Consider the following 16,289-nt stretch of genomic DNA (forward strand, 5'->3'; position numbering starts at 1 on the left):
GCACCCGCAACACCGGCAGCACCGGCAGCACCGGCAGCACCGGCAGAGCCCGTAGGACCCGACGTACCCGCAGGACCGGACGTACCCGCAGGACCCGACGTACCCGCAGGACCCGACGTACCCGAAGTGAACCGCACGACCACCGCGACCAGCGCGGCCTTCACCAACACCACGAGGAGCGGACGAAAGATGTCGAACGAGGAGAAGCTTCGGGACTACCTCAAGCGGACGACATCCGACTTGCGCCAGGCCCGCCGCCGTCTGCGCGAGGTGGAGGAGCGGGACCAGGAGCCCATCGCGATCGTCGCGATGAGCTGCCGCTACCCCGGCGGCGTCCGTACCCCGGAGGAGCTGTGGCAGCTCGTCGCCCAGGGCACCGACGCCCTGACGCCGTTCCCCGCCAACCGCGGCTGGGACGCCGACGCGCTCTACGACCCGGACCCCGACAGCTCCGGCACCAGCTACGCCCGTGAGGGCGGCTTCCTGCACGACGCCGACCAGTTCGACGCCGCGTTCTTCGGGATCTCCCCGCGCGAGGCGCTGGCCACCGACCCGCAGCAGCGGCTGCTCCTGGAGACGTCCTGGGAGGTGTTCGAGCGCGCGGGCATCGATCCGGCGTCGCTGCGCGGCAGCCGTACTGGCGTCTTCGCGGGCGTCATGTACCACGACTACGCCTCCCGTCTGCACTCGGTGCCCGAGGACGTCGAGGGGTACCTCGGCACCGGGGCGTCCAGCAGCATCGTCTCCGGCCGCGTCGCCTACACCTTCGGCCTGGAGGGGCCCGCCGTCACCATCGACACGGCGTGCTCGTCGTCCCTGGTCGCCCTGCACCTCGCCGTGCAGGCGCTGCGCCAGGGCGAGTGCACCCTCGCCCTCGCGGGCGGCGTGACCGTGATGTTCACGCCGGGCACCTTCGTCGACTTCAGCAAGCAGCGCGGCCTCGCCCTCGACGGCCGCTGCAAGCCGTACGCGGACGCCGCCGACGGCACGGGCTGGGGCGAGGGCGCGGGCCTGCTGCTCCTGGAGCGCCTGTCGGACGCCCGGCGCAACGGCCACGAGGTCCTGGCGGTCGTGCGCGGCTCCGCCGTCAACCAGGACGGCGCCAGCAACGGCCTCACCGCTCCCAACGGGCCCTCGCAACAGCGCGTCATCCTCCAGGCCCTCGCCAACGCGCGCCTCGCCCCCGAGCAGATCGACGCCGTCGAGGGCCACGGGACCGGCACCACCCTGGGCGACCCGATCGAGGCGCAGGCGCTGCTCGCCACGTACGGCCAGGAGCGCCCGGAGGACCGGCCCCTGTGGCTGGGCTCGATCAAGTCCAACATCGGCCACACCCAGGCCGCGGCCGGCGTCGCGGGCGTCATGAAGATGGTCATGGCGATGCGCGCGGGTGTCCTGCCGCGGACGCTGCACGTGGACCGGCCCAGCACGCACGTCGACTGGTCCGCCGGGGCCGTCGAACTGCTCACCGACGCGCGACCCTGGGACGAGCGCGAGGACGGTGTCCCGCGCCGCGCGGGTGTGTCGTCGTTCGGGGTGAGCGGCACCAACGCGCATGTGATCGTGGAGCAGGCGCCGGTCGAGGAGCCCGCCGAAGCGGCCGAGGTCGTGGAGCCGGTCGCTCCGGTGACGGCGGTGCCGTGGCTGGTGTCGGCGCGCAGCCCGGAGGCGCTGCGGGCGCAGGCCGCGCGGCTGCGCGAGCACGTCGCGGGCGACGAGGGCCTGGACGCCGTGGACGTCGGCTGGTCGCTCCTTTCGAGCCGTGCCGTGCACGAGCACCGGGCCGTCGTCCTCGGCCGCCACCGCGAGGACTTCTTCACCGGCCTCCGGACGCTCGCGGACGGCGGGCCGGGCCCCGTCTCCGGCGCCGTGGCCGAGGGCCGCCTCGGTGTCGTCTTCACCGGGCAGGGCAGTCAGCGCCCGGGTATGGGCCGCGAACTGTACGAGACGTTCCCGGTGTTCGCCGAGGCGTTGGACGAGGTGTGTGACCTCTTCGACGGCTTGATAGAACGTTCGCTCCAGAGCGTGATGTTCGGTACGGACGCCGAGCTGCTCGCCCGGACCGAGTACGCGCAGCCCGCGCTGTTCGCCATGGAAGTGGCGCTGTTCCGGCTCGCGGAGTCCTTCGGTGTACGTCCCGAGATCGTCGGCGGGCACTCGATCGGTGAGCTGGCCGCCGCGCACGTGGCCGGGCTGTGGTCGCTTGAGGACGCGGTGCGACTGGTGGCTGCGCGGGGCCGGTTGATGCAGGCGCTGCCCGAGGGTGGCGGCATGCTGGCGGTCCAGGCGACGGAGGCCGAGGTGCTGCCGCTGCTGGACGGGCTTGCGGACAGGGTCGGTGTGGCGGCCGTCAACGGTCCCGCGCAGATTGTCCTGTCCGGTGACCGTGCGGCCCTCGAAGCCATTGAGGACTCGCTGCGTGGTGAGGGGCGCAAGGTGCGGCGGCTGAAGGTGTCGCACGCGTTCCACTCGCCGCTCATGGATCCGATGCTCGACGACTTCCGCCAGGTCGCGCGGGGTCTGACGTATCAGGATCCGAAGCTGCCGGTCGTCTCCAACCTCACCGGCCGCCTCGCCACCGCGGACGAGCTGAAGGACCCCGAGTACTGGGTGCGGCACATCCGCGAGGCCGTCCGCTTCCACGACGGCCTGGGCGCCCTCACCGGCTTCGGCGTCTCCACGCTCCTCGAACTCGGCCCCGACTCCGTGCTCACGGCCATGGCGCACGAGGCGCTCACCGAGCCCGAGAGCCAGGCCGGGCTCGTCGCGGCCGTCCGCAAGGACCGGCCCGAGACCGACACCTTCCTGACCGCCCTCGCGCACCTCCACGTGCGCGGCGCCACCGTCGACTGGGCGCCGCTGTACGCCCCGGTCGAGTCCCGCCGCCGCGTCGACCTGCCGACCTACGCCTTCCAGCGGCAGAGCTACTGGCTGCACGCCCCCGCCCTCACCGGCGACGTGACCGCCGCCGGGCTCGCCGCCGCCGACCACCCGCTGCTCGGCGCGGCCGTGCAGGTCGCCGGGGGCGAGGCACGCCTGTTCACGGGCCTGCTGTCGCTCGACGCGCAGCCCTGGCTGGCCGACCACGTCGTCGCGGGCCGGGCGCTGCTGCCCGGCACGGCCTTCGTCGAACTGGCCGTGCGGGCCGGTGACGAGGTCGGCTGCGACCTGCTCGACGAGCTGGTCCTGGAGGCGCCGCTGGTGCTGCCCGACGACGGCGCCGTCCAGCTCCAGCTCTGGGTGGAGGAGCCCGACGAGTCCGGGCGCCGCACCTTCACGCTGCACTCGCGGCGCCACAACGACGTGCCCGACGAGCCGTGGACCCGGCACGCGGCGGGCGTCCTCGCCGCCGCCGACCCGGCCGCCGCCGCGCACCCCGCCGACACCGGCCTGGCCCAGTGGCCCCCGGCCGGCGCCACCGCCGTGGACACGGACGAGCTGTACGCGGGCTTCGCCGCCGCGGGCCTCGGCTACGGCCCGGCCTTCCAGGGCGTACGAGCGGCCTGGCGGCGCGGCGACGAGGTCTTCGCCGAGGTCGCGCTGGCGGAGGGCGAACGCGACGAGGCCGGTGCCTACGGCCTGCACCCGGCGCTCCTCGACGCGAGCCTCCACGGCATCGCCCTGACCACGCTGGGAACGGACGGCACCGAAGGGGCGCGGCTGCCGTTCTCCTGGACCGGTGTGACGCTGTACGCGACCGGTGCCGCCACCCTGCGCGTCCGCATCGCGCCGACCGCGTCCGGAGCCGTGACGCTGACCGCCGCGGACGAGACGGGCCGGCCCGTCGCCACCGTGGACGAGCTGCTGCTGCGTGCCCTCGCCACCGACGAGCTGGCGGCCGCGTCCGACGCCCACGACGACGCGCTCTTCCAGGTCGACTGGACCGTCGTGTCGGCCCCCGCCCCGGCGGACCCTGTCGGCTACGCCGTCCTGGGCGCGGACGAGTGGGGGCTACGGGCCGCGCTGGAGGGTGCCGGTGCGTCCGTGGCGGCGTACGCGGACGTGGCGGCGCTGGCCGACGCGGTCGGCGGCGGCGCTCCCGCTCCCGAGGCCGTGTTCGTGACCTGTGCGGGTGCGGAGGGCGGCGGCGACACCGCCGCGGCGGTGCGCGCCTCGCTGCACCGCACTCTCGCCACGGTGGGGGAGTGGCTGTCGTACGAGGGCGGCGAGGACGCGCGGCTGGTCGTGGTGACGCGGGGTGCCGTGGGTGTGGGCTCCGGTGACGTGGTCTCGGCGTCCGGCCTGATCGACGCCCCGGTGTGGGGTCTGCTCCGCTCGGCGCAGTCGGAGAACCCCGGTCGCCTCGTCCTCGCCGACGTCGACGGCACGGACGCCGCGCTCGCACTGCTGCCGGGCGCCCTGGGCCTCGACGAGCCGCAGGTGGCCGTGCGCGGCGACGTGGTCTGGGTGCCGCGCCTGGCCCGGGCCGGCGGCGGCGCCCTCGACGTCCCGGCCGCCGACGTCTGGCAGCTCGGCGTCACCGACCGCGGCACGCTGGAGAACCTGGCCCTGCTGCCGGTCGCCGAGGACGCCCCGGAGTGGGCGGGCAGGCCGCTCGGCGCGGGCGAGGTCCGCGTCGAGGTCCGCGCGGCGGGCGTCAACTTCCGTGACGCGCTCATCGCGTTGGGCATGTACCCGGGGGACGCGGTGATGGGCACCGAGGGCGCCGGTGTCGTCGTCGAGGTCGGCGCCGACGTGACGGACCTCGCCGTCGGCGACCGCGTCCTCGGCCTCGTCGACGGCGGCTTCGGCCCGCTGGCGGTCGCCGACGCCCGGATGGTCGCGCGCATCCCCGAGGGCTGGTCGTTCGCGCAGGCGGCGTCGGTGCCGACGGTGTTCCTGACGGCGTACTACGCGCTGCGGGACCTGGCGGACCTCCAGGCGGGGGAGTCGGTGCTGGTGCACGCGGCGGCCGGTGGTGTGGGTATGGCGGCGGTGCAGCTCGCCCGGCACTTCGGGGCCGAGGTGTACGGCACCGCCAGCGCCGGGAAGTGGCACGTGCTCCGCGACCTGGGCCTCGACGACGCCCGCATCGCCTCCTCCCGCACCCTCGACTTCGAGGCGTCCGTGCTCGCGGCCAGCGACGGCCGGGGCGTGGACGTGGTCCTGAACTCCCTGGCACGGGAGTTCGTGGACGCGTCGCTGCGGCTGCTGCCGCGCGGCGGACGGTTCGTGGAGATGGGCAAGACCGACCTCCGCGACCCCGCGACCGTGGCCGACGCCCACCCCGGCGTGGCCTACCAGAGCTTCGACCTCGCCGAGATGTCGCCCGACCGGATCAAGGAGATGCTGGCGGAGGTGCTCTCGCTGTTCGAGCGGGGTGTGCTGGAGCCGCTGCCGGTCAGGGCCTGGGACGTGCGCCGGGCGCCGGAGGCCTTCCGCTACCTGAGCCAGGCCCGGCACGTGGGCAAGGTGGTCCTGACGCTGCCGCCGCGCTTCGACGGCCAGGGCACCGTCCTGGTCACGGGTGCGCTTGGCGGTCTGGGCCGGGTCGTGGCCCGGCACCTGGCCGGTGAGCACGGCGTACGGGACCTGCTGCTGGCCTCGCGCCGGGGCGAGCAGACCCCGGGCGCGGACCAGGCGCGCGCCGAGCTGGAGGAGCTGGGCGCGCGGGTGACCATCGCCGCGTGCGACGTCTCCGACCGCGAAGCCGTGGCCGCGCTGATCGACGGCGTACGGACCGAACTGCGGGCCGTGGTGCATGTCGCGGGCGTCGTCGACGACGGCGTGCTCACCTCGCTCACCCCCGAGCGTCTGGACACGGTCCTGCGCCCGAAGGTCGACGCGGCCGTCAACCTGCACGAGCTGACCGCGGACCTGGACCTGTCGGCCTTCGTGCTGTTCTCCTCGGCTGCCGGTGTGCTGGGCAGTGCCGGGCAGGCCAACTACGCCGCCGCCAACGCGTTCCTGGACGCGCTGGCCCAGTACCGGCGCGCGCGGGGCCTGGCCGCGACCTCGCTGGCGTGGGGGCTGTGGGCCGACCAGGGCGGCATGGCCGGAGCCCTCGCCGACGACGACCTGGAGCGGATGGCCCGCGCCGGTGTCGCCGCGCTGACCGCCGAGGAAGGCCTCGACCTCCTCGACACCTCCCTCGCCCGGCCCGACGCGGCCCTGGTGCCGCTGAAGCTCGACACCGACGCCCTGCGCCGGCAGTTCGGCGCGGAGGTGCCCCCGCTCTTCCGCGGCCTCGTCCGCGGCGGGACCCGTACCCGGCGCGTCGTCGAGTCCGGGCCCTCGGCGGCCGGGACCACGCTCGCCGACCAGCTCGCGGCGCTGCCGCCGGAGAACCGCGAACGCGCCCTGCTCGACCTCGTCCGCGCCCAGGTGGCCGCCGTCCTCGGCTACGCCTCGGGCGAGGACGTCACGCCCACCAAGGCGTTCAAGGAGCTGGGCTTCGACTCGCTCACCTCCGTCGAACTGCGCAACCGCCTCAACGCCGCCACCGCCCTGCGCCTGCCCGCGGGCCTCGTCTTCGACTACCCCACGCCGAAGGCCCTCGCCCAGTACCTGGGCGGCGAACTCCTCGGCGACGCGCCCGAGGCCGCGGCGGCCGGGACGACCGCCGCCGTCGCCACGCAGGACGAGCCCATCGCCATCGTCTCGATGAGCTGCCGCTTCCCCGGCGGCGTCGGCAGCCCCGAGGACCTGTGGCGGCTGCTCACCGCCGGTGAGGAGGCCATCACCGAGTTCCCGGAGGGCCGCGGCTGGGACACCGCGTCCCTCTACGACCCCGACCCCGACCGCGTCGGCACCAGCTACGCCCGCGAGGGCGGATTCCTGCACGACGCGGGCGACTTCGACCCGGCCTTCTTCGGCATCTCGCCGCGCGAAGCCCTCGCCATGGACCCGCAGCAGCGGCTCCTGCTCGAAACCTCCTGGGAGGCGTTCGAGCGCGCCGGGATCGACCCGGCCACGCTGCACGGCAGCGCCACGGGCGTCTTCGCCGGCCTCATCTACCACGAGTACGGCTCCCAGCTCAGCAGCGTCCCCGAGGACCTCGGCGGCTACCTCGGCACCGGCAGCTCCGGCGCCATCGCCTCCGGCCGCATCTCGTACTCCTTCGGCCTCGAAGGCCCGGCGGTCACCGTCGACACGGCGTGCTCGTCGTCGCTGGTGGCGCTGCACCTGGCCGCGCAGGCGCTGCGGCAGGGCGAGTGCACCATGGCCCTCGCGGGCGGCGTGACGGTCATGCCCACCGCGGGGACCTTCCTGGAGTTCAGCCGCCAGCGCGGCCTGGCCCCCGACGGCCGCTGCAAGCCGTTCGCGGCGGCCGCCGACGGCACGAGCTGGGGCGAGGGCGTCGGCATGCTCGTCCTGGAGCGGCTGTCCGACGCCCGCCGCAACGGCCACCCGGTCCTCGCCGTCGTGCGCGGCTCCGCCGTCAACCAGGACGGCGCAAGCAACGGCCTCACCGCCCCCAACGGCCCCTCCCAGCAGCGCGTCATCACCCAGGCCCTCGCCAACGCCCGCCTGACGCCCGCCGACGTCGACGCCGTCGAGGCCCACGGCACCGGTACACCGCTCGGCGACCCCATCGAGGCCCAGGCGCTCATCGCCACGTACGGCAAGCAGCGCCCGGCCGACCGGCCGCTGCTGCTCGGCTCGGTGAAGTCGAACATCGGGCACACCCAGGCCGCCGCCGGTGTCGCCGGTGTCATCAAGATGGTCATGGCGATGCGGCACGGCCTCCTGCCGCGCACGCTGAACATGGACGCGCCGACGCCCGAAGTCGACTGGTCGGCCGGGACCGTCGAGCTCCTCGCCGAGGCCCGTACGTGGCCCGAGCGGGACGGCACGACGCCGCGCCGCGCCGGTGTCTCGTCGTTCGGCGTCAGCGGCACCAACGCCCACGTGATCATCGAGGAGGCGCGGGAGGCCGAGCGGCCCGCCCCCGCCGCGGCCCCCGAGCCGCCGGTGCTCTCCGGAGTGGTCCCGCTGACCCTGTCGGCGAAGACGCCCGAGGCGCTGCGGGCCCAGGCGGACCGCCTGCGCGAGCACCTGCTGGCGCACACCGGGCTCGGGCTCGGCGACGTCGGCTGGTCGCTGGGGGTGGCACGGTCGCGGTTCGAGCACCGGGGTGTCGTCCTCGGCCGGGACCGCGACGCACTCCTCGCCGGACTCGAACGGCTCGCGCAGGACGACGCCACCACGCAGGGCCTGGTCGTGGGCCGCGCCCAGGGGGACCCGGTCCGCCCGGTGTTCGTGTTCCCGGGGCAGGGGTCGCAGTGGGCCGGGATGGCGGTTCAACTGCTGGACGACTCGCCGGTGTTCGCGGAGCGGATGCGGGAGTGTGCGGATGCGCTGTCGGAGTTCGTGGACTGGGACCTGTTCGAGGAGCTGGGCGGGGAGCGGTTCGACCGCGTCGATGTGGTCCAGCCGGTGTTGTTCGCCGTGATGGTGTCCCTTGCCGCGGTGTGGCAGGCGGCGGGTGTGCAGCCTGCTGCGGTTGTCGGGCACAGCCAGGGTGAGATCGCCGCCGCGTGTGTGGCCGGTGCCCTGTCCTTGCAGGACGCGGCCCGGGTCGTTGCTTTGCGCAGCCTGGCTATTCGCGAGCTGTCGGGCAAGGGCGGCATGGTGTCCGTGCCGCTGCCCGAGGCCGAGGTGCGCGAGCTGATCACCACGTGGGGCGAGCGCGTCTCGGTCGCGGCCGTCAACGGCCCCGCTCAGGTGGTCGTCTCCGGTGATCCGGGCGCGCTGGAGGAGCTGGTGGCCCGGTGCGTCGCCCGTGACGTCCGCGCCCGCACCATCCCCGTCGACTACGCCTCGCACTCCGCCCAGGTGGAGGCGATCGAGTCCCACCTCGCGGAGGTCCTGGCCCCGGTGGCCCCGCGCGCCGCCGACGTACCGCTGTACTCCACGCTCACCGGCCAGTGGCTGGACGCGGACACGCCGATGGACGCCGGGTACTGGTACCGCAACCTGCGCCGGACCGTGCTGTTCGAGCACGCCACGCGGGGGCTCCTCGCCGAGGGGCACGGGCTGTTCCTGGAGATGAGCCCGCACCCGGTCCTCACCGTCCCGGTCCAGGCCACCATCGAGGCCGCCGGGCGCGAGGGGGCGGCGACCGCTCTCGGGTCGCTGCGGCGGGACGAGGGCGGCGCCGAGCGGCTGCTCGCCTCGGTCGCCGAGGCCCACGTCCACGGCGCCGAGCTGGACTGGACGGCCCTGTTCCCCGGCGCCGCCACCGTCGACCTGCCCACGTACGCCTTCCAGCACCAGCACTACTGGCTGCTCCCGCCGCAGGACGAGCCGGGCGCCGAGCCCGCCGCCGCCGTGGACGAGGTCGAGGCCCGCTTCTGGGAGGCCGTGGAGCGCGAGGACCTGGAGCAGCTCGCCGCCGAACTCGACGTGGCCGACGGCTCCGCCGCCGAGCTGGGCGCCGTCCTGCCCGTCCTGTCGTCGTGGCGGCGGCAGCGGCGCGAGCAGTCCACCGTCGACGGCTGGCGCTACCGCGTCACCTGGAAGCCGCTCAAGGGCGGCCTGCCCGGGCCGGTCCTCACGGGCCGCTGGCTGGTCGTCGTCCCCGAGGAGGCGGCGGAGCACCCGTGGACGTCCGGTGTCACGCAGGCGCTGACGTCCGCCGGGGCGGACACCGTCGAACTGCGCGTCGACGAAACGGAGTTGGGCCGGGAGGAGCTGGCCGGGCGGCTGCGCGCGCACGGGCCGGACGGCCTCGCCGGTGTCGTCTCCCTGCTCGCCCTCGCCGAGCGGCCCCACCCGGAGTACCCGGTGCTGCCCGCCGGGCTCGCTGGCACCGTCGCGCTGGTGCAGGCCCTCGGCGACGCGGGCGTCGGCGCGCGGCTGTGGGCGGTCTCCAGCGGAGCCGTCTCCACCGGGCGCGACGACCGCGTCACCAGCCCCGCCCAGGCGCAGACCTGGGGCCTCGGCCGCGTCGTGGCCCTGGAGCACCCCGACCGCTGGGGCGGCCTGATCGACCTGCCGGAGACCGCCGACAGCCGTACCGGGGCCCGCCTCGCCGGGATCCTCGCGGGCGCCGGCGACGAGGACCAGCTCGCCGTGCGCGGCTCCGGCGTCGTCGTACGCCGCCTCGTCCGGGCCGAGCCCGCCGACACCACCGCCCCGGCCCGGGAGGGCTCGTGGACACCGCGCGGCACCGTCCTGGTGACCGGTGGCACCGGCGCCCTCGGCCCGCACATCGCCCGCCGGCTGGCCGGCGAGGGCGCCGAGCACCTGGTGCTCACCAGCCGCCGCGGCCCCGCCGCGCCCGGCGCCGACGAGCTCCGCGCCGAACTGGAGGGCATGGGCGTCCAGGTGACGATCGCCGCCTGCGACGTCGCCGACCGCGACGCCGTCGCCGCGCTCCTCGACCGGCTGGCCGCCGACGGGCACACCCTGCGCGCCGTCGTCCACGCCGCCGCGCTCATCGAGCTGGCGCCGATCGCCACCACCACGCTCGCCGAGTTCGCCGACATCGTCGCCGCCAAGGTCGCGGGCGCGGTCGTCCTGGACGAACTCCTGGACGGCGAACGGGCCGAGCAGCTCGACGCGTTCGTCCTCTTCTCCTCCATCGCGGGCGTCTGGGGCAGCGGCGACCACGCCGCGTACGCCGCCGCCAACGCCTACCTCGACGCCCTCGCCGAGCACCGCAGGGCCCGCGGCCTGACCGCCACCTCCCTCGCCTGGGGCGTGTGGAACGTCGTCAACCCCCACGAGAGCGGCAGCGCGCCCGTCGACGTCGACCCCGAGCAACTGCGCCGCCAGGGCCTGCCGTTCCTCGACCCGGGCCTGGCGTTCACGGGCATGCGGCAGGCCCTCGACGCCGACGAGACGTTCCTGGCGCTCGCCGACGTGGACTGGGACCAGTTCGTGCCCGTGTTCACCTCCCGGCGCGCCCGCCCGCTCCTCGCGGACCTGCCCGACGCCCAGCGCGTCCTCGCCGCCCAGGGCGGCGAGGACGGCGACGCGGCCACCGGGGAGACCGCCACCAAGGCGTCGGCGCTGCGCGAGCGCCTGACCGGCCTCACCGCGCCCGAACAGGACCGCGCCCTGGTCGACCTCGTGCTCACCCACGCCGCTGGCGTCCTCGGCTACGAGTCCGCGGCGGCCCTCGACCCCGAGCGCGCGTTCCGCGAGTTCGGCTTCGACTCGCTCACCGCCGTCGACCTGCGCAACCGCCTCGGCGCCGCCACCGGTCTGAAGCTGCCCACCACGGTCGTCTTCGACCACCCCAACGGCACCGCCCTGGCCGCCTACCTGCGCACCCAGGTCCTCGGCGCGGGCACGGCCGCGGCGCCCGCCCCGGCCGTGCCGGTCGCGGCCGCCACCGACGAGCCCATCGCCATCGTCGCCATGAGCTGCCGCTACCCGGGCGGCATCAGCAGCCCCGAGCAGATGTGGCAGGTCCTCCAGGACCGCGCCGACGTCGTCGGCGGCTACCCGGCCGGCCGCGGCTGGGACACCGCCCACCTGTACGACCCGGACCCGGAGACCCCCGGCACCACCACGACCCGCGGCGGCGGCTTCCTGCACGACGCGGGCGCCTTCGACCCGGCCTTCTTCGGCATCTCGCCGCGCGAGGCCCTGGCCATGGACCCGCAGCAGCGGCTCCTCCTCGAAACCTCCTGGGAGGCCTTCGAGCGCGCCGGGATCGACCCGAAGACCGTCCGCGGCCAGGCCGCCGGAGTGTTCGTCGGCACCAACTACCAGGACTACGGCACCGCCCCCGGCCAGCTCTCCGCGGGCGCCGAGGGGCACATCCTCACCGGCAGCGCGCCCAGCGTCGTCTCCGGCCGCATCGCCTACACCTTCGGCCTCGAAGGCCCGGCGGTCACCGTCGACACGGCCTGCTCGTCGTCGCTGGTCGCGATGCACCTGGCCGCGCAGGCGCTGCGCCAGGGCGAGTGCTCGCTGGCCCTCGCGGGCGGCGTCGCCGTGATGTCGTCACCGGGCGCCCTGATCGCCTTCAGCCAGCAGCGCGGCCTCGCCGCCGACGGCCGCTGCAAGGCCTTCGCGGCCGCCGCCGACGGCATGGGCATGGCCGAGGGCGTCGGCATGGTGCTCCTGGAGCGCCTCTCCGACGCCCGCCGCAACGGCCACAAGGTCCTGGCGGTGGTGCGGGGTTCGGCCGTCAACCAGGACGGCGCCAGCAACGGGCTCACCGCCCCGAACGGCCCCTCCCAGCAGCGCGTCATCCGCGCCGCCCTCGCCAACGCCCGCCTGACCGGCGCCGACGTCGACGCGGTCGAGGCGCACGGCACCGGTACGACGCTGGGCGACCCGATCGAGGCGCAGGCGCTGCTCGCCACCTACGGCCAGGAGCGCCCCGAGTCCGGCGAACCCCTGTGGCTGGGCTCCATCAAGTCCAACATCGGCCACAGCCAGGCCGCCTCCGGCGTCGCGGGCGTGATGAAGATGGTCCTCGCCATGCGGTACGGCGTCCTGCCGCAGACGCTGCACATCGACGAGCCGACCCCCGAGGTCGACTGGACCGAGGGCGCCGTCGCGCTGCTGACCGAGCCGCGCGACTGGCCCGAGCGCGAGCCCGGCGCACCCCGCCGCGCGGGCGTCTCCTCCTTCGGCATGAGCGGCACCAACGCCCACGTCATCCTGGAGCAGGCCCCGCCGGCCGAGGAACCGGCCCCCGACGCCGACACCGACGCCCCCGTGCCGGTCGTCGAGGGCGTGCTGCCGCTGGCCCTGTCCGCGAAGGGCGAGGGCGCGCTGCGGGACCAGGCCGCCCGGCTGCGCGAGCGGCTGCTCGCCGACCCCGGCCTCGACCTCGCCGACGTCGGCTGGACACTGGCCGCGACCCGCTCGCGCTTCGAACACCGGGGCGTCGTCCTGGGCCGCGACCGGGACACCCTCCTCACCGCCCTGGAGCACCTGGCGCGGGACACCGCGGCTCCGGGCGTGGTGACCGGGCGTGCGGTGAGCGGGGCCGGTCATGCGGTGTTCGTGTTCCCGGGGCAGGGGTCGCAGTGGGCCGGGATGGCGGTGCAACTGCTGGACGAGTCGCCGGTGTTCGCGGAGCGGATGCGGGAGTGTGCGGAAGCGCTGGGCGCGTTCGTGGACTGGGACCTGTTCGAGGAGCTGGGCGGCGCCGACTTCGACCGCGTCGATGTGGTGCAGCCGGTCCTCTTCGCGGTGATGGTGTCGCTTGCTGCTGTGTGGCAGGCGGCGGGCGTGAAGCCTGCGGCCGTCGTCGGGCACAGCCAGGGTGAGATCGCCGCCGCGTGCGTGGCCGGTGCCCTGTCGCTGGAGGACGCGGCCCGGGTGGTGGCCCTGCGCAGCCTGGCCATTCGCGAGCTGTCGGGCAAGGGCGGCATGGTCTCCGTGCCGCTGCCCGAGGCCGACGTCCGTGAGCTGATCGCCGGTTGGGAGGGCCGCATCGAGGTCGCGGCCGTCAACGGCCCCGCCCAGGTGGTGGTCTCCGGTGAGCCTGAGGCGTTGGAGGAACTGGTCGCCCAGTGTGTGGCCCGGGACGTCCGTGCCCGCACGATTCCGGTGGACTACGCCTCGCACTCGTCGTACGTCGAGCAGATCGAGGCACAGATAGCCGAGGCGCTGGCCGGAGTGTCCCCGCAGGACGCTCAGATCCCGCTGTACTCGACCCTCACGGGCGCCTGGCTGGACGGCAACACGCCCATGGACGCGGGCTACTGGTACCGCAACCTGCGCCAGACGGTCCTGTTCGAGCACGCCACCCGCGGCCTGCTCGCCGAGGGACATGGTCTGTTCCTGGAAATGAGCCCGCACCCCGTCCTCACCGTCCCGGTCCAGGCCACCATCGACGCCACCGACAGCCAGGCCGCGACCCTCGGCTCGCTGCGCCGCGACGAGGGCGGCGCCGACCGCCTGGCGGCGTCGTTCGCCGAGGCCCACGCGCACGGTGCCGAGCTGGACTGGAAGGCCCTCTTCCCCGGCGCCCGTACCACCGTCGACCTGCCCACGTACGCCTTCCAGCGCCAGCACTACTGGCTGCTCGCCGCCCCGCAGGAGGAGCAGGCCGACGACGCGCCGCTCGCCACGGACGAGGTCGAGGCCCGGTTCTGGGACGCGGTGGAGCGCGAGGACCTGGAGCGGCTCGCCGCCGAGCTGGAGGTGGAGGACGGCTCCGCCGCCGGCCTGGGTGCCGTGCTGCCGGTGCTGTCCTCGTGGCGGCGGCAGCGGCGCGAGCGGTCCACCGTGGACAGTTGGCGCTACCGGGTGGACTGGCAGCCCCTTGAGGGCGGCCTCCCGGCGGCCGGGCTCACCGGCCGCTGGCTGGTCGTCATTCCCGAGGCCCTGGCGGAATCCGGTGCCGGAGGCGCTTCCGGCGCGGTGCCGGCCGCCGACGTCGTTGCCGCCCTGGCACAGGCGGGCGCTCGGGTGGGCGAAGTACGGGTCACCGCCGCCGAGTTGACGCGCGAGGGCCTGGCCGGGCGGCTGCGGGAGTACGCCGCCGCGCCGGACGGGAAGCCCGCCGGTGTCCTCAGCCTGCTCGCGCTCGACGAGTCCGCCCTCGCGGACCACCCGGGCGTCTCCACCGGTCTCGCCGGCACCGTGGCGCTGGTGCAGGCCCTCGGCGACGCGGGCATCGGGGCGCGGCTGTGGGCCGTCACCCGGGGCGCCGTCGCCACCGGGCCCGCCGACGCCCCCGCCCGCCCGGGCCAGGCCGAGGTGTGGGGCCTGGGACGGGTCGCCGCCCTGGAGCACCCGGACCGGTGGGGCGGCCTCGTGGACCTGCCCAGGGTCGCCGACGGCCGGGCCGCGGACCGGCTCGCCGCGGTCCTCGCGGGCGCCGGTGACGAGGACCAGCTCGCGGTCCGCGCGGCCGGGGTGCTCGTACGCCGGTTCGTGCGGGCTCCGCTCCCGGCGGGCGCCCCGCGCGCGTGGACGCCGAGCGGCACCGCGCTGATCACCGGCGGCACCGGCGCGCTCGGCGGGCACGTGGCCCGCTGGCTGGCCCGCGAGGGCGCCGAGCACCTGGTGCTCACCAGCCGTCGCGGACCCGACGCCCCCGGCGCCGCCGCGCTCCAGGCCGAACTGGAGGAGCTGGGCGCCAAGGTCACCGTCGCCGCGTGCGACGTGGCCGACCGGGACGCCGTCGCCGCCCTGCTCGGCCGGCTCGCCGAGGACGGGCACACCCTGCGCTCGGTGTTCCACGCGGCCGGTGTCGGCCAGGGCAGGCCGCTGGCCGACATGACCCCCGCCGACGTCGCGGGTGTCCTGGACGGCAAGGTCGCGGGCGCCCGGCACCTCGACGACCTCCTGGGCACGGCCGCCCTGGACGCGTTCGTGCTGTTCTCCTCCAACGCGGGCGTGTGGGGCAGCGGCAGCCAGGGCGCGTACGCGGCCGCCAACGCCCACCTCGACGCGCTCGCCGAGCAGCGCCGGGCGCGCGGCCTGACCGCCACGTCCGTGGCGTGGGGGCTGTGGGCCGGGGGCGGCATGGCCGGCGACGACGGCGAGGAGCAGTTCCGGCGCCGCGGCCTGCGGCCGATGGCGCCGGACCTCGCGGTCGCCGCGCTCGCCCAGGCGGTGGCGTACGACGAGACCTTCCTCGCCGTCGCCGACCTCGACTGGGAGCGGTTCGCGCCCGCCTTCACCTCGGCCCGGCCCAGCCCCTTCATCGGCACCGTCCCCGAGGCGCGCCGGTACGAGCGGTCCGTGGCCGCCGAGACGGCCGCCGACGGCGCGGCGGGCGACGACGCGGCGGCCGAACTGCGCCGCAGGCTCACCCCGCTCACCGAGCCCGAGCGCGAGATGATCCTGCTCGACCTGGTGCGCACCCACGCGGCCGCCGTGCTCGGCTACACCGGCGCGGAGTCCGTGGACGCCCACCTGGCCTTCCGCGAGCTCGGCTTCGACTCGCTGACGGCCGTGGAGGTCCGCAACCGCCTGAACAGGGCCACGGGGCTGCGGCTGCCCGCCACCCTCGTGTTCGACCACCCCACGTCCGCCGTCCTGGCCCGGTACCTGCGGACGGAACTGATCCAGGACGACGCCGACGGGGTCGACTCCACGCTGCGCGAGCTGGACCGGCTGGAGGCGGGCCTCGGCGCCATCGCGCCCGACGACGGCGCCCGGATGCGCATCACGATGCGGCTGGAGGCGCTGATGGCGAAGTGGAAGGGCGCGGACGCCGAGGTGCCCGCCGGCGAGACGGTGTCCTCGCAGCTCGAGTCGGCCTCCGCCGACGAGGTCTTCGACTTCATCGACAAAGAACTCGGCATCTGAGCCGGCCGGCCGGACCCGCCGGCCACACCCCGCCGACCGGGCCGGTCACCGGCCCGGTCGGCCCCGACCGACCGGTGCGGTCTTCCCGTTACGACGCGATTTTTCTGTGA

General features: G+C 75.5%; 1 protein-coding gene. It reads left to right on the top strand.

Going from position 1 to position 16,289, the window contains the following annotated elements:
* The first annotated feature begins 189 nt into the window (after nt 1–189).
* On the top strand, nt 190–16,179 hold the full coding sequence (locus QK440_RS17045) for a type I polyketide synthase (protein WP_282793966.1): 15,990 nt from the start codon (nt 190–192) through the stop codon (nt 16,177–16,179).
* Nucleotides 16,180–16,289 lie beyond the last annotated feature (110 nt).

The organism is Streptomyces sp. CC224B (assembly GCF_030010595.1).
In the GTDB taxonomy this organism is placed as follows: Bacteria; Actinomycetota; Actinomycetes; order Streptomycetales; family Streptomycetaceae; genus Streptomyces; species Streptomyces longispororuber.

Excerpts from the sequence above, each read along its gene's own strand:
- QK440_RS17045 (WP_282793966.1), top strand. The coding sequence starts at position 190 with ATGTCGAACGAGGAGAAGCTTCGGGACTACCTCAAGCGGACGACATCC.